The sequence below is a fragment of the Bacillus sp. AFS029637 genome, from assembly GCF_002584985.1.
In the GTDB taxonomy this organism is placed as follows: domain Bacteria; phylum Bacillota; class Bacilli; order Bacillales; family Bacillaceae_G; genus Bacillus_A.
On sequence record NZ_NUPZ01000054.1, the window covers coordinates 1 to 14,813 of the forward strand.

The following is a 14,813-nucleotide window of genomic DNA, read 5'->3' on the forward strand; positions in this document are numbered from 1 at the left end:
GCCGTTGTTCTCTTGCTGATTCCCATTATTTTCTTTTATTTGCTTAGATTGCTTTTGTTCTATATACTCTTTCTTCTCATATCTTTCTTCTTTTACAGGAGTCGCATCCGGTGATACATCGGAAGGTGACTTTGGTTGCTCTTGATGAGATGGAGTGAGCGATTTTTGCTTCTCATTCTCTTGTTTTATATAAACGCCCGTTCCAACTCCTGCTTTCTTGGCATCCTCCCGTATTTGCATCGTACTGCTTTGATATTCGACTGTAATATGTTTTATCTCATACTCTTTCTTTAATTCCTGCATAGCCTTTTCCAACTGCGGTCCTAGCGACTTGTCCTTCGCAACAGCTGTTAGCATAACTTCCTTATCATTCGTTAAGTACTTATCCTCTTGACTTTGCTTTATAATAGTACGTATTACGTCTTGCACATGTTTATTTTCCCATTGCTTCATTTCTTTTAAAATACGCCTTCCATCATCATTACAAGCTCGCAAATCTATAACACGAAGATCCTTTGTTACGCTCGCCTCTAAGCTCGGGTTTATATCAACTGAGACATAAGCAAAAGCTTTTTCTTCCGGTTGGTTGTAGAAAAACAGGAACACACATAGCAAACAAGCAACAAGTATTGATGCAGACTTTAAGAAAGATGGCATTGTAAAACGCGGTGACCTTTGCTCTTCTTCATCAAACGAGATTTCCTCCCCAATCATGTAAGAGTGCGCTTTTCTATTAAATGTAATAAATTCTCCATTTGGAGTTAAAACAACTACGTTATGTTTTTTTATATCCATTACAATTCCTTTATTCATCATGCTTCCCCCCTCTTATGTAATCAAGAATATATGTATAGTTATTTGCAAAAATAATACACATTGCAATAATGTATTTTCTATGTCGCTCCAACGTTTTACGACTTACCCTAACACGCGGTTCAATATGTTTCAGCGGTAATTTTTTCTTTCGGAACAGCTCTTCCATCATTTCCTCTTCTTTTATAATAATCTTCACAATCTCTATTAAGTGCTCACGCGTATCTCGATGCTTAGGAGATTCTTTAGCAAGCTCTGAAAATGTGATTTTAAACTCAGCTAACACGCTTTGAAAATGGAGAATTTCCTCCTTACGGTTACTATTTTCCATCTCTTTCATATACTCCGTAAGCGATACTTGCATTTCTAACATTTCCTCTTGCTTATCTTCTTTTAAAAAGACAAGGTTATGCTTAGACTCCTTGCGTATATAGTCAATTACATCTCTTTTTATAAGAAGATCAGCAAACGCTAGAAAAGATTTTCCTTTTTTATATGAATACTGTTCAATTGCTTCGTTAAACGCAAACAATCCAATGCTATATTCATCATCCTGTTCTGTAATATATCGGCGGCAGACAGATGAGATTGATTTTCTAATAAACGGCTGATACTGTACGATAAAAGCTTCCTTATCTTCTTCGTTGTTTTGTATGTTACATACGATATCTTCTATTTTCGGTTTCCTTAAAATCTTCATTACTAAACTCAACACTTGTAATCTCCCAACCTCCTTCAAATGGCAAAATGGCCACTAAACAAGTGACCATTTCACCACATTTTGTTAGTACTTTTCTTTGGTCTTGTCTTTTTGCTGTTACTCATATTTTTTGAAGCCAACCTTTTAGATGGCTATTTTTTCTATTTGCGCTAGAGTCAAGTCTGTATTCGGTACTACTTTATTTGTTTTCTTTTGTAATACCACTTGTTCTTCTTACCCTTTTTCTATTTTAACTACAATTTCTGAATAACTCTTCTCTATATTTTTGGTAATTATAACTTTTTCTTTCAGATTCCCCATATTTAATCTAGCAATTTTATTCATACTTCTATGTTGCTTTCGATGTGTACTTTACTTTCTTTACTATATATATTCGTAGATATAAATCATTTTATGGGGGTCAAAAATATTTTTTTATACAAGAAATATTTATTTTAAATATAAAAACCATCCATTTGAAAAAGGATTAATCAAATGGATGGTTTTCTAGTAAGGTTTTCGGATCGAATATATTGTAATCACATACTTCTCATTCTCTTAAGTAGGGATTAAAAATAACCTATCCATAAAGCTACTAAAACTACTACCGTCAAGGCAAAACAAATTGTGATATTTCGAACCCACTTTTGTATATCATCAAAATACCGTTCTAGAAATATAGCGTAAATATAAACAAAAATAAATAGAACAATGTAAGTAAAAGCACCCAATTTATCGTTAAACTTTTCATTTGTAAATGTGCTTACATGAAGGAATAGAAAAACAAATACTACTATGAATAGCTCAAATATCCTTTTTCTATTCAACCCGCCACCACCTTGCAATAATTACCTTTTTATTCCATTTTATCAGAACATATTGTGTAACGGCATATGAATATTATATTCATGTCAAAAAGGCTAACAATTCAAGATCGTTAGCCTCTACTTTCCATATTCGTACCAATTATTACTTTACTTCCTAACAACTGGAATCCACATTTCACCAAACACTAAGCCATTTCTTTGCCCCATCTCAACCGTTGTATTCGGCCCACCAACATAGGCAAAATCTTTTGCTTCTTGTAAAGCTTGACCGAATGCGATGCCAGTAAGCTTATTACTTAGCTCCTCAGCCGTCTTATCTTCGCCTTTCACTACTAAGTATTCCCCCTTTGGAAACTGAATAACTCTAGACTCTTCTTCTATTTGTGCTTCTGTCATGACACCAGCATAATACATCATCTTATTATTCACCGCTTCGCTCACGGAAAAAATGTAATCATTTGTAGCTAAAGATTTTAAAGTGTCCAGCCTTCCATCCTCTTTAACAGCTGACCAAAAGTCTTCCTTTTCTTTATTTATTCCAACGAAGTCTGTGTATTCGCTCTTAATTTCAGTTCCAATTCCTAACACGATAAAGCTATCTTTTTCTTCTATAGTGTAATTTTTCATTTTCAAAACCTTCCTCTTGTTTTAAATTAATCAAACGATTTACCTTTTCATCTGATGAGTTTATAATATCTTTAAATCATGTCAAAAAATGATACTGTTTAGGAGACTCAAATGAAAAAAGTTGAACGGATTAATACCATCATGCGATATATCAACAACCGCTCCCATTTTACAATTTCTGAAATCATACAAGAATTTAACATCTCGCGTTCGACAGCTGTTAGAGACATTAGAGAAATTGAAGCTATGGGGATGCCACTTGTAGCTGAAGTCGGAAGAGCTGGGGGATATTCTGTTATGCATAATTCTATCTTACCCGTTGTTCGCTTTACTGATAATGAAGTGAAGGCTCTTTTTATTGCCTTTATGGCTACAAGAAATCAACAACTTCCCTATCTAAAGAGTCGTCAATCTTTGGCCGAAAAACTGCTAGGACTCATCTCCGAAACCCAGCAAGATGACCTTGTTCTTTTAAATCAACTCTTGCTTTTTGAAGGGACTAACCCACATAACCCTGATCTACTTGAGCTTTCTGACCTCCCCCATCCTATGTTAGAAAAACTCATCCAAATCCTTCTTTTGGATAGACATTTATTGATTACTGTCAAAGAAGAAGATGAAATCCAGTCCTATCCAATTTATCTATTACACCTTTATAAAGAAAAAAGCCATTGGATCATTGAAGGGTTTGACTTAAAAGAAGAAAAGAAGCTGCTGTTTCCTGTCGATGACCTTATCAATATCGAACCGTACACGACAAAAAAGAGGTTAAATAAGAAAAAGATTTTAGAAAAACTCAGTAAGAAAGACAAAATTATCAACCTGGTACTTGAACTTGGCCCGAAAGCAATTACCCAGTTCAAAAAATACCACCCTTTCAGAGTTTCAATATCTTACACAAACCCTTATCAATCTACAGCCATTTTAAAAACATTTATCGATGTTAACAATTCCGATGAACTGACAGAGATAACAAATTGGATACTTTTCCTAGGAAAACATATTACAATCAGGGAAATGCCTGAAGAAGTATTAGAATGTTTACAAGAGAGATTATGTTTATATTCCCCATAAACAGTGATCAGTTAGACTTCAAAATATTGAATTAAATTTCATTCGTTACTAGTTGCCCATATTTTCTACTAGAAGTGCGCAACAAATAATAAAAGCACGGAAAATTTTCCCGTACTTTTATTATTTCGGAAGATTTCATTCACTTACCCTAACTGACGTTTAAATGCTTTACCCGCGAAGAAGTAAGCGATAATCATAATGCCCACGCACCAAGCAAGTGCAATCCAAATATCGTTGCCAACAGTTCCTTCATATAATAGAGCACGAATCGCATTCACAATCGAAGTTACAGGCTGATTCTCAGCAAACGCACGAACAATTTTTGGCATCGTTTCGGTAGGAACAAAGGCCGAACTAATAAAAGGTAGAAAAATGAGCGGGTACGAGTAGGCTGTCGCCCCTTCCATAGACTTAGCTGTCAACCCTGGGATTATAGCCAGCCATGTTAGCGCCAGCGTAAACATCCCAAGTATCCCAGCTACCGCAAGCCAATCTAAAATATTAGCACTGGAACGGAAGCCCATTAAAAGCGCAATGAGAATAACCACCACCATAGTAAGAACATTAGCAACAAGAGAGGTTAATACGTGAGCCCATAATACCGACGAGCGCTTGATTGGCATCGTAATGAAACGCGCCATCAGCCCGCTCTTTACATCCGTAAACAATCGTACGGATGTGTAAGCAACACCAGATGCAATAGCCATCAGCAAAATTCCCGGCAATAAATAATTGACATAGTTATCCGTTCCTGTCTTTATGGCACCACCAAATACGTAAACAAACAACAACATCATCATAATCGGCGTAATCGCTACTGTAATAATCGTATCTGGGCTACGCATGATGTTGCGCATTAAACGACCTAGTAATACCCCTGTTTTACTTTTCATTTTACATCTCCTCCTTTTTGCCGATGATCGCAAGGAAAATTTCTTCTAATGTCGGCTGCTTCTCGATATACTCTACTTTTGCTGGTGGGAACATTTCTTTAAGTTCAGTAAGCGTACCAGTCGTAATGATTTTTCCGCCATGCAAGATCGCAATACGATCCGCCAGTTGTTCTGCTTCCTCTAAGTACTGAGTCGTTAGCAAGATTGTTGTGCCTCCGCCGGCAAGTTCCTTAACCGTATCCCAAACTTCAATCCGCGCTTCAGGATCAAGCCCTGTCGTTGGTTCGTCGAGAAAAATGACTGCTGGCGTCCCAATCAAACTCATAGCAATATCAAGTCGGCGTTTCATCCCTCCCGAATACTGGTCTGCCCTTTGGTTTGCTGCATCAGTCAGGCTGAATCTTGCAAGCAAATTGTCAGCGACTTGAGTAGGATTAGGAACCCCACGCAATTTAGCAATCATTATCAAGTTTTCTCTCCCAGTAAGCATACCGTCTAAAGCTGCGAACTGCCCTGTCAAACTGATACTTTGACGAACATGATCCGGTTGACACTGAACGTCAAAGTCGCAAATACTTACTTCACCACCATCTTGCTTCATCAGCGTCGAAAGGATATTGACCGTTGTCGTCTTTCCCGCTCCATTTGAGCCTAGCAGCGCGAAAATTTCACCGCGCTGCACTTCAAAATCTACTCCCTTTAAGACTTCTTTATCTTTAAAAGATTTTTTTAACCCTTTTACAGAAATCACTGCATGACTCATACTTGTTCCCCCTTATAAAATTAAATTACCTACACCTCTATTTAGTATCACTGATAATCTGTATTACTTAGTAGTGCTTGAAAATATAACTGAATAGCGATGGCGGCAGTTCACATTTATAACCAGCTAATCAGTCGGTATTTTCTATTGCATTTATTTTTTTCTCAATTGCTTCATAATACTCTCATTCAAATCTTCACGATACTTGGAAACATAAGTTTTAGCGTTTGCCACTAGTTCATCAGCAAACGATGCTACGTCCTCCCCAGTAATGTCAAGCACTTGTCTGCCTTCCGCTGCACCAGCTTCAAACAAATCGATTAATTCATACTGGATGTGTAACATATCCATCCCGTTACCCGCCGAGAAATTCCACATGTAGTTTTGAATTTTCTTAAACACAAACTGATAGTCCTCTGGCAGTGCTTCAACACGTCCCATCATCATTTTGTACTCTTTTTTATCACCAATTAATTTTTTGAACATTTCCAACATCTTATTTTCCTCCTTTTTTATAAAGCAGAACAAGAAACTCTCCAAATATGAGCCGGAACATTTTATATTATGAGGCTAATTTGACTTCAAGACGTTAATTTTTGATGATACAAAATCCCACTTTTTCCAAAACAATTCAAGCTCCTGGCGGCCAGCTTCATTAAGTGAATAAAACTTACGAGGCGGCCCCATATCTGACGGTTTCTTTTCAATATTCACAAGCTTTTTCTTCTCTAATCGTACGAGGATGGTATAGACCGTTCCTTCCACGACTTCGGTAAACCCAAGATCATTCAGGTGACGTGTAATCTCATAACCATACGTTTCACGGCGGCTAATGATTTCCAGCACACACCCTTCCAGTGAACCTTTCAGCATTTCAGTTAAATTTTCCATATTCTGATCCTCCTTTACCCCCTATTCTGTCTGACTTATATTCAGTATCACAGAGTACTAAGGCGAATTTTTTACTGAATAGATTTTGAGAAACTGCACTATTCAGTATTACTTATTACAACTACATTGTATGACTAAGTAGCGATGGATGTCAACTGTTTTTCAAAATTTTTCTAAAATCCGCTATTACCTATTGTTTACTGAAAATATTTTGAGAAACAACACTACTCAGTATTACCTATTACAAGTACATTGTATGACTGAGTAGTCGTGAATGTCAACTCGATTTTTATATTTTTCTAAAACCAACTATTACCTATTAGATACAGTCAATTTTCTTTCCGAAGAAATTTCTCCACATACCTCCCCCGCTAAGAAAAGAAAATACTCCAAAACAAATATTCTACATTTTTGTTTTGGAGCGCTATACTATACCGAAATTAATAAGTCGGATCATATTTTTGTTACGATAACATCATATCCATATCTTCTGCTGCAGTTGTAATTAGTTTTAGACCAAATGTTTCTTGTAATACATCAAGCACACCAGGCGAAATAAATTCAGGAGCCTTTGGACCGATGCGAATATCTTGAATTCCAAGGCTAAATAACCCAAGTAAAATAGCAACCGCTTTTTGTTCAAACCATGATAGGACAATGCTTACTGGCAATTCGTTTACTTCACATTGGAAAGCATCAGCTAAAGCAGCCGCTATTTTCACTGTAGAAATGGAATTATTGCATTGGCCTAAGTCAATGTAGCGCGGAATCTCCGTACCAGGTACCATACCGTAATCCACATCGTTAAAGCGGAATTTCCCGCAAGAAGTTGTTAAAATAACTGTTTCTGGCGGAAGTGAAGTTGCTAATTCACGATAATATTCTCCGCCTTTTCCCGGTGCATCGCAACCGGCGATAACAAAGAAACGCTTTATTTTTCCTTCCTTTACTGCCTCAATAATTTCTGGAGCTAATGATAATACTGTATTATGATGAAAACCTGTCACTAACTGTTCATCCGACTCCATATGTACTTCTGGAAGTTCTAGCGCTTTTTGAATCAATGGTGCAAAATCATCATTTTCAATTTTCTGTACACCCTCTAGGCCTGCAATATCATATGAAAAGAATCGATCAGAGTATGATCCTTTAATTGGCATAACACAATTCGTTGTCGCTAATATGGCACCTGTAAATTTTTCAAAAAGACGTCGTTGATCATACCATGCCTTACCGATGTTTCCTTTTAAATGCTTATATTTTTTCAGCTGCGGATAACCGTGTGCTGGTAACATTTCAGAATGCGTATAAATATTAATTTCTTTTCCTTCTGTTTGCTTTAATAATTCTTCTAATGCAAATAAATTATGACCAGTAACTACAATTGCTTTACCTTCTACATGGTTTTGTGTAATTTGAACAGGCTCTGGAACACCAAAGTGATTCGTATGTGCCTCATCTAACAACTCCATTACTCGTAAAGCTGATTTCCCAACTTTCATAGCCATATCTATATGTTCTTGTTCGTTAAAGTTAGAATTGGTTAATGTCATATACAGCGCTTCTTGCGTCGTAGCATCTACAAATGCATCAGTATACCCTAGCTGAGCAGCATGTGTACGATAAGCAGCAATTCCTTTTAATCCAAACACAATTGTATCTTGCAAACTTGCAATTGTTTCATTTTTACCGCAAACACCTATTACTTTACATCCGCCTGTTGGCGTTTGTTCACATTGATAACAAAACATATCATCCCACCCTTTCCCAATCATTCCTTACAACCTAAGCATAATGCCTATTGAGGAAAAGGGATGTGATATCAATCACAATAATATGTATAAATTTGTGACAGTTCACATTGTTGACATAACATTTTTACTGTCTTCTTATATTAATACTTGGTGATCATTTATTCGCATAATGTATCGGATGACTTTTAAGGAATACAAATAACATATCCATCTAATATTTAACAATTTCCCCCTTTTTAATGGTACAATTAAAACTCAACTTACCATTCACGCTCTTTATTAATCATCATTTTTTCTTTAAACGCCTTCTCTAAATCAATTTCTAACTTATTGGCTAAATCACATACATTCCAAATTACATCAAACATTTCTAAACCAATTTCTCGTTTTGAATCTTGTATTTTATCACGCTTTAATATTGCCTCTGCCAACTCACCTAATTCTGCCATTGTATACATCGTACGTTCTTCAATTGTTGTATCTTGAAACCCTTTTTCTCTCTATTAACTACTGTATAATAGAACTAATATTCTGTCCTTTAGAAGAAAGGAGTCACTATGAACTTAAAAAGTAACACTATATATGAGAAAATGAATCAATATTCCGTTGCAGGTTTAAGCCTTGCTGTTATACGTGATGGTAAACTAAATGAAGCGACTGCCTTCGGAACACTGGAATCTGGAACAACTAAAACTGTCACTACGGATTCTATCTTCAATTCTTGTTCTATTAGCAAGTTCATCACTACAATGCTCGTACTAACGTTATCAGATCAAGAAATCGTGCATTTAGATGAAGACGTAAATGATAAACTCACATCTTGGAACATCCCTACTAATCTATTTACTTCACAGAAAAAAATCACGTTGCGAAACTTATTAATTCACCAATCTGGAATCATTGATCCTCCTAATAGTTTTGAACATTATACACTCTCAAAAGGAATACCTAACATGTCAAAACTCCTTGCCGGTAAAACATTATATTGCCCAGTAGCTCTAGAAGTGAGTTATGAACCTGAAAGCGAATTTCACTACTCTGACGCAAACTTTTGTATAATCGAATTACTACTTGAAGATATAACTGGAAAACCATTCAACTTTTTACTTGAAGAATATATCTTTCAGCCACTCCAACTGAAAAATAGTACGATATTCTCTACTGAAGATATAAATAAATTAGATACATTTGCTTGTGGACATAATAAAAATGGCACCGTTACAAATGAAAAATATCCATTTTATCCATTCGCAGCTGCTTCAGGCATTTGGACAACACCAACTGACTTAGCGACTATAGTAATCGAACTCATTCATTCCTTACATGAAAAAGGCAAACTAAAACTTTCTCAAAAAACAGTACAAGATATGATTTCCCCTCAAGGCTGTTCAAAATGGACTGGATTAGGTGTTTTTCTAGATGATTCGGATGAGGACCTACAAATTTATTCACTTGGATGGGGCGTTGGATTTCAATGTATGATGGTTTGTTATCCATATAGAGGTAATGGGGCTGTAATTATGACAAATACAGACTTAGGTGTTCATCAAATGGAGGGCATCATTGGTGACGTTGTGAACTACTCGTCACTTAGCAAAGCTTGAAGTGGGAGTTTCTCAGTTCCACGACGAAAGTAACCTTTCGTCTCCCTGAGCGTTACTTCGGGATGTTCCACCCCTAGATGTCCAACGCTTGGATGCTCTTTTGGTACGGTTGATATTTTACGCAGGAACCGAATGGCTTGGTTTTCGCACTCTATTTTCTTCCTGCTACCTTCTATATCAAGTTATCAAAGAACTTCATATAGCTAGTCTATCAAAAGTTTTTGGCTATGCCAAACCGAAATTCATCTCCCACCTATTGCCGGGCTATCGCCCTTCACACGGTTGAGGAAGGGGAATTCTTTCGGTAAATTCGTTAAAAACGTTATCCTTATACTGCAACGAAAGAAGCTGCTCCTTCCAGCTTCTTTCTCTATATAACATTTTTCGCAACAATTTTTATATGTTCCGGCGCGATAATCTCCGTTATACTTTCTTGGAAATCTTCCTGCAACAGTTCTTCAATATGTTCTAACTGCACTTCAACATGTGTGCATTCTAAATTATGTAAGTTTAATAGTGCGTAATGATCTTTCTTCTTAATTACTAAATATTGATTTTCTTCTGTTACAAGTACAGAACCTAATCGGACTCCTAGCAGGCGCTGATCATCAAACTTCACAATCGTTTCCCCTTCCTACTTACAATTGTCATTACTATGAAAACAATCAAATTTAAGGAGTTTATTCCTATATTGACTATATCATAATTTACCAAAATATAACTATCATATTTTCATCAAGTAAAAATCCCTATTTCTTATATATTTCGATGCAAAAAACTTTCTCAACAAAAAATGAGAATTTTCAGTTTTTAATTCAATGAAAATCTATTATAATAAAGTTAATAAATGTTTGACCTCTCCTAATTCATGTACATATGGATGATCAGTAGTTGCTACTACTGATCTATTTTTTTGATTTCAGAAAGTAAATACACTGCATCTTTTCCTACACCACAAATAAGTGCAGAACCTCTTTGAGATTGCCACGGCAAACCGAGATAATATAATCCACTTACTGAACTAATTCCCTTTATATGATTAGGAAATCCATTCTCATTTACTGCCTTTTCTATTTCAATCCAGTTATACTCTGAAACAAAACCAGTTGACCATATAATACTATCTGCACTATATGTTTTACCATTCTGAAACATTATTTTATTTTCTGATGCACTTATCACTTTTTCCTGTAGTTTAATTGCTCCATTACGAATGAGTTCCTTACCTTCAAAACCAAAAATGGGATCCTTTTTCTTTTGAAACCACCTTCCTCGCTTTGTATTTATTCCAGCATATAGTAAACTCATTTTTTCTAGCCAATAAAAAATGCTTTTTCTAAAAAGATGTAACGGTAAAAATGTTAATGGATGACCGATAGACATTGTAACTTCATGAGTTTTTGCAAGTTCTACTGCAATTTGCATTCCTGAATTCCCTCCACCTACTACTAACACTTTCCCCCTAGCAATTTGTGATGGTGATTTATATTGTGATGAATGTATTTGATAAACATGTGATGAAAGATGTTGTGAAAATGAGGGGATGTACGGTTGCTGAAAACCACCTGATGCAATAATAACCTTTTTCGATTGTAAAACTTCTGTAGGAGTGTGTAATTCAAATATTTCTTCCTCTTTCCTTATTTTTAAAACTTCCGTTTGCAATTGTACCGGTATTTGAAAATACTGTACATATTCTTCTAAATACATTGCAATTTCATCTTTATGTGGAAACCCATTTCCTTCTCCTTTTAATATCATACCTGGTAAACTACTATATTCCCTCGGTGTAAAGAGCTGTAAAGAATCATATCTGTTTCTCCATGAATCACCAACTCGGTTTCCTGCCTCAAGTAGTAAAAAATTATATCCTTCTTGCTTCAAGTAATATCCCATTGTTAATCCAGCTTGACCAGCTCCAACGATAATTACATCTAGCATTCTTTTCCTCCTTTCTAATACAAATGAATATATGTTCATTTGTTCATATGTTTTATCATACGATTTGTTTTCCAATAATTCAATCTGTTTAACAATATAAAAAAGAGCAGTTCACTACTTTATGAACTACTCTTCATTCCACTCATTTAACACGTAATTACACTACTCAATTTATGAAAACTTATATATTAAGTTCTTACATTTCTACAATATTTCCTCATACAGTGTAATTCTATTTGAAAATGGATCAATCACAGTTAATTCGATTGTACCCCAGGGTGTTTTTTCTATATCAGGCTTTGAATAAGCATAATCTTTACTTGATAAAATATCATAATAACTTTTTAAATCCTCTATTTTCACCCGAATTGCACCGCCTGACGAAGCATCACCATGATGTTCTGATAAATGTATCACAGCATCGTTTAATGCAATTTGCATATATAATGGCATATTTTCCTCATACCGATGTTCCCAATCTAACTTAAATCCTAAAAAATCTAAGTAAAATAGCTTTGCTTTTTCAATATCAAAAATTCTAAATATAGGTATAATTATTTATGCTCTCCTCCTATTTATACACATCTGCTGCCAATTCCCTCAAAATATCTACATTCATCACTTCAAAGCAACCATTGTTTTTCTTGATTATCTCTTTATCACAAAAGGTATTCAATGTGCGCAATAAATGCCGATAACTCGTTCCTAACAATTCCGCTGTTTCCGTTAAATTCCCGCTAAACACAATTCTATTCCCGTGCTGAACCGCTCGCTCCCCTGCCGCTAACATGTAGCTCGCAAGTCGGTTTTCAAGCGGATACAGTAAATTAATTGTACTATTTTTTGAAAGTCGATTTAATTTATGTGCTAACGATCCGCAAATACATCTTAAAAATTTCGCATCATGAAATAGTTGATTTCTCACTTTTCCTAAAGGCAGACCAACACAATATGAATCTGCCATCACTTGCACATTAGAAGCAGTCTTTTGGGAGTGTATTAATTCTACATCCCCTAGTAACTGTAAACTGTCATAAAAGCATAATAATACGGATTTCCCGTTACTTAATGTATTAAACGCTTTCGCTTTTCCTTCCACAAAAAAATATAAATAATCTATCTCCTCATTCTCCCTACAAATGAACTCATTCTTTTTAAAAAATATAAGTTCCATATATGGTTTCATATCATTACTAAAAAATGAATCAATATTATTTTGTTTCATATACTCTGCTAATTTATTCTTGTTACATACTTTCTTCATACTTCCCCCACCTTTACAGCTCATCCCCATTGTATACAAAATTTTCTTCTTTCACTATGACATATGTCATAACAATATACAATTTCAGCGTGATACAGTCATTACAAACATGAAATATAAAGGGGATATTACATTGTATAACTTTCTTTCTGTCTTTATCGGGGTGCTTATTGCCATTATGCTTCCATTGAACGGGATTTTATCTGAGATGATTGGCAATTATACAGCCAGTGTTGTCATTCATCTTGTAGGATTAATAGCAGTTGTTTTCGTGCTAATCCTTAACAAAAATAAAATTCACTTTGAAAAAGGCATTCCGTTTTATTTATATAGCGCTGGAGCGATTGGAGTATTCACTGTTCTTTTTAGCAATATAAGTTTCTCCGCACTTGGTGCCTCTATTACGATTGCATTAAGCTTACTCGGTCAATCTATTGCTTCTATCGTTATTGATCATTTCGGTTTATTAGGAATGAAGGTTGCAAAGTTTGAAAAGAAAAAACTAGTTGGATTATTATTCATCTCTTCTGGAATTATAGTCATGACAATTTATTAATGGGGGTAAGAAAATGTTATATATTTGTATCGCTATTTTAGTTGGAGTTTCTATCGTTGTTGCTAGAATTATTAATGCGAATTTAGCAAAGAAAATTGGAAATTGGGAAGGTACATTTTTCAATTATATTACTGGATTATTTTTCTCCATGATATTTTTAATTTTCAGTTCAGATTCTATATATATATCAAGTCATACACTACAAAAAATCCCTTTCGTAGTCTATTTAGGTGGCCTAGTTGGCGTTATCGTTATTTCATTATCAAACTATATTACTCCTAAAATATCAGCATTTTATTTAACGTTACTCATCTTTATCGGACAATTGTTTATGGGAACTATCATTGATTTCTTCATGACAAACGAGCTATCAATTGGCAAAATTATCGGTGGAATTCTCGTATTAATTGGGCTTACTTACAATTTATTCGTTGATCGCCCTATTAAAACTGTGAAGAATAGCCACGTACAACTATAATACTTTACGCTTACCTATCATATATTAATAGAAAAGCCTTTCACACGAAGTAATAGAGAGGAGAATATCCTATTAAAAAAATCATTTTACTGCTAGGTAGCGTATTGATTATTTCTGGAATCGTATGGTTTATAAACTCTGGGAAATCTATTCAAGATTTCTATACAGCAAACAAACCGAAAAAGAAAGTGACTATTATTTCAACTTCACGAGATCCAAATGAACCCCCTGTTTTTTTAGGAAAACAGGAAATTAAAGATATACATGTAGAATCAATTAAGACGAAAAAGGATATCTTTCTCACAAAAACAGATGAATTAAAAACGTTCATTACGAGTATGGATACCGCGAAAAAAGGGAAATTAACATTAGATGAAGAAGGCTCAGATTTAATAGATTGTGATATGTGGATTACGTTTGAAGATGGAACTTATAAAAAATATTTCATATGGGTAGTTGATCACGACAATGGCGAAGTGATGATCGCTCAGCAAGATACTCCTGATGATTTAAACCTTACGTATTATCAATTAAATGAAGATAGTTCAAAAAAAGTATATAACTTATTTAAAAAGATTATTTAGTTAAAAAAGTCATGAGCGAAATGTGAAGTGACCACAAAAAGTTA

At 35.0% G+C, this 14,813-nt stretch carries 18 protein-coding genes and 1 pseudogene; 5 read left to right on the forward strand and 14 right to left on the reverse strand.

All coding sequences use genetic code 11. The annotated features are described in order from the left end of the window. From COE49_RS25525 to COE49_RS25540, 4 genes are all read right to left on the reverse strand, one after another. Positions 1-813 (reverse strand): anti-sigma factor domain-containing protein (locus tag COE49_RS25525; protein ID WP_276307232.1); only part of this gene is annotated, 813 nt, incomplete at its 3' end. Continuing rightward, positions 806-1,528, reverse strand: coding sequence for an RNA polymerase sigma factor SigI (gene sigI, locus COE49_RS25530; RefSeq protein WP_088229781.1), 723 nt, complete (start codon positions 1,526-1,528; stop codon positions 806-808). The genes sigI and COE49_RS25525, both read right to left, overlap by 8 nt. 554 nt (positions 1,529-2,082) lie before the next feature. Continuing rightward, a complete protein-coding gene (locus COE49_RS25535) occupies positions 2,083-2,340 on the reverse strand; it encodes a DUF3963 domain-containing protein (RefSeq protein WP_098841027.1) in 258 nt (85 codons plus the stop codon). Between the two features lie 147 nt (positions 2,341-2,487). Next, on the reverse strand, positions 2,488-2,967 hold the full coding sequence (locus COE49_RS25540; RefSeq protein WP_088229783.1) for a GyrI-like domain-containing protein: 480 nt from the start codon (positions 2,965-2,967) through the stop codon (positions 2,488-2,490). A gap of 111 nt (positions 2,968-3,078) precedes the next feature. Between COE49_RS25540 and COE49_RS25545 the strand changes: the two genes are divergently transcribed. Next, a complete protein-coding gene (locus COE49_RS25545) occupies positions 3,079-4,041 on the forward strand; it encodes a helix-turn-helix transcriptional regulator (protein WP_098841026.1) in 963 nt (320 codons plus the stop codon). Positions 4,042-4,184: 143 nt separating this feature from the next. On the opposite strand, the gene COE49_RS25550 is transcribed toward COE49_RS25545, so the two are convergent. The 6 genes and pseudogenes from COE49_RS25550 to COE49_RS25575 all read right to left on the reverse strand — a co-directional run. After that, on the reverse strand, positions 4,185-4,934 hold the full coding sequence (locus tag COE49_RS25550; RefSeq protein ID WP_098841025.1) for an ABC transporter permease: 750 nt from the start codon (positions 4,932-4,934) through the stop codon (positions 4,185-4,187). A gap of 1 nt (position 4,935) precedes the next feature. Further along, positions 4,936-5,697, reverse strand: coding sequence for an ABC transporter ATP-binding protein (locus tag COE49_RS25555; RefSeq protein WP_098841024.1), 762 nt, complete (start codon positions 5,695-5,697; stop codon positions 4,936-4,938). A 153-nt stretch (positions 5,698-5,850) separates the two neighbouring features. Continuing rightward, positions 5,851-6,192 carry a DUF1048 domain-containing protein gene (locus COE49_RS25560; RefSeq protein WP_098357625.1) on the reverse strand — a complete coding sequence of 114 codons (342 nt, stop codon included), beginning with the start codon at positions 6,190-6,192 and terminating at the stop codon, positions 5,851-5,853. Between the two features lie 75 nt (positions 6,193-6,267). Further along, positions 6,268-6,588 (reverse strand): PadR family transcriptional regulator, encoded by a 321-nt coding sequence (locus COE49_RS25565; RefSeq protein WP_000429483.1) that lies wholly within the window; start codon positions 6,586-6,588, stop codon positions 6,268-6,270. A gap of 464 nt (positions 6,589-7,052) precedes the next feature. Next, positions 7,053-8,339, reverse strand: coding sequence for a hydroxylamine reductase (hcp, locus tag COE49_RS25570; RefSeq protein WP_088229938.1), 1,287 nt, complete (start codon positions 8,337-8,339; stop codon positions 7,053-7,055). Positions 8,340-8,602: 263 nt separating this feature from the next. Continuing rightward, positions 8,603-8,839: pseudogene (locus COE49_RS25575) on the reverse strand (MazG nucleotide pyrophosphohydrolase domain-containing protein); the annotation flags it as partial. Between the two features lie 60 nt (positions 8,840-8,899). Between COE49_RS25575 and COE49_RS25580 the strand changes: the two are divergent. Continuing rightward, a complete protein-coding gene (locus COE49_RS25580; RefSeq protein ID WP_088229788.1) occupies positions 8,900-9,946 on the forward strand; it encodes a serine hydrolase domain-containing protein in 1,047 nt (348 codons plus the stop codon). Between the two features lie 370 nt (positions 9,947-10,316). On the opposite strand, the gene COE49_RS25590 is transcribed toward COE49_RS25580, so the two are convergent. The 4 genes from COE49_RS25590 to yeiL all read right to left on the reverse strand — a co-directional run bounded on the left by COE49_RS25590 (position 10,317) and on the right by yeiL (position 13,151). Continuing rightward, positions 10,317-10,565: a hypothetical protein gene (locus COE49_RS25590; protein ID WP_088229789.1), complete on the reverse strand. Its 249-nt coding sequence runs from the start codon at positions 10,563-10,565 to the stop codon at positions 10,317-10,319. Between the two features lie 278 nt (positions 10,566-10,843). Further along, a complete protein-coding gene (locus tag COE49_RS25595) occupies positions 10,844-11,887 on the reverse strand; it encodes a flavin-containing monooxygenase (protein WP_098946146.1) in 1,044 nt (347 codons plus the stop codon). Between the two features lie 204 nt (positions 11,888-12,091). Continuing rightward, a complete protein-coding gene (locus COE49_RS25600) occupies positions 12,092-12,445 on the reverse strand; it encodes a glyoxalase superfamily protein (RefSeq protein WP_088229791.1) in 354 nt (117 codons plus the stop codon). A 13-nt stretch (positions 12,446-12,458) separates the two neighbouring features. Further along, positions 12,459-13,151, reverse strand: coding sequence for a transcriptional regulator YeiL (gene yeiL / locus COE49_RS25605; protein ID WP_088229792.1), 693 nt, complete (start codon positions 13,149-13,151; stop codon positions 12,459-12,461). Between the two features lie 109 nt (positions 13,152-13,260). On the opposite strand from yeiL, the gene COE49_RS25610 reads away from it, so the two are divergent. The 3 genes from COE49_RS25610 (at position 13,261) to COE49_RS25620 (ending at position 14,769) form a co-directional block, all read left to right on the forward strand. Further along, positions 13,261-13,707, forward strand: a complete 447-nt coding sequence (locus COE49_RS25610) for a DMT family transporter (RefSeq protein ID WP_140417288.1) — start codon at positions 13,261-13,263, stop codon at positions 13,705-13,707. Positions 13,708-13,720: 13 nt separating this feature from the next. Then, complete coding sequence (locus tag COE49_RS25615) at positions 13,721-14,185, forward strand: DMT family transporter (protein ID WP_088229794.1); 465 nt, start codon at positions 13,721-13,723, stop codon at positions 14,183-14,185. Positions 14,186-14,274: 89 nt separating this feature from the next. Continuing rightward, a complete protein-coding gene (locus tag COE49_RS25620) occupies positions 14,275-14,769 on the forward strand; it encodes a hypothetical protein (RefSeq protein ID WP_140417289.1) in 495 nt (164 codons plus the stop codon). Positions 14,770-14,813: the final 44 nt, after the last annotated feature.

Excerpts from the sequence above, each read along its gene's own strand:
- COE49_RS25540 (WP_088229783.1), bottom strand. The coding sequence starts at position 2,967 with ATGAAAAATTACACTATAGAAGAAAAAGATAGCTTTATCGTGTTAGGA.
- COE49_RS25545 (WP_098841026.1), top strand. The coding sequence starts at position 3,079 with ATGAAAAAAGTTGAACGGATTAATACCATCATGCGATATATCAACAAC.
- COE49_RS25550 (WP_098841025.1), bottom strand. The coding sequence starts at position 4,934 with ATGAAAAGTAAAACAGGGGTATTACTAGGTCGTTTAATGCGCAACATC.
- COE49_RS25555 (WP_098841024.1), bottom strand. The coding sequence starts at position 5,697 with ATGAGTCATGCAGTGATTTCTGTAAAAGGGTTAAAAAAATCTTTTAAA.
- COE49_RS25560 (WP_098357625.1), bottom strand. The coding sequence starts at position 6,192 with ATGTTGGAAATGTTCAAAAAATTAATTGGTGATAAAAAAGAGTACAAA.
- COE49_RS25565 (WP_000429483.1), bottom strand. The coding sequence starts at position 6,588 with ATGGAAAATTTAACTGAAATGCTGAAAGGTTCACTGGAAGGGTGTGTG.
- hcp (WP_088229938.1), bottom strand. The coding sequence starts at position 8,339 with ATGTTTTGTTATCAATGTGAACAAACGCCAACAGGCGGATGTAAAGTA.
- COE49_RS25580 (WP_088229788.1), top strand. The coding sequence starts at position 8,900 with ATGAACTTAAAAAGTAACACTATATATGAGAAAATGAATCAATATTCC.
- COE49_RS25595 (WP_098946146.1), bottom strand. The coding sequence starts at position 11,887 with ATGCTAGATGTAATTATCGTTGGAGCTGGTCAAGCTGGATTAACAATG.
- yeiL (WP_088229792.1), bottom strand. The coding sequence starts at position 13,151 with ATGAAGAAAGTATGTAACAAGAATAAATTAGCAGAGTATATGAAACAA.
- COE49_RS25610 (WP_140417288.1), top strand. The coding sequence starts at position 13,261 with ATGAAATATAAAGGGGATATTACATTGTATAACTTTCTTTCTGTCTTT.
- COE49_RS25615 (WP_088229794.1), top strand. The coding sequence starts at position 13,721 with ATGTTATATATTTGTATCGCTATTTTAGTTGGAGTTTCTATCGTTGTT.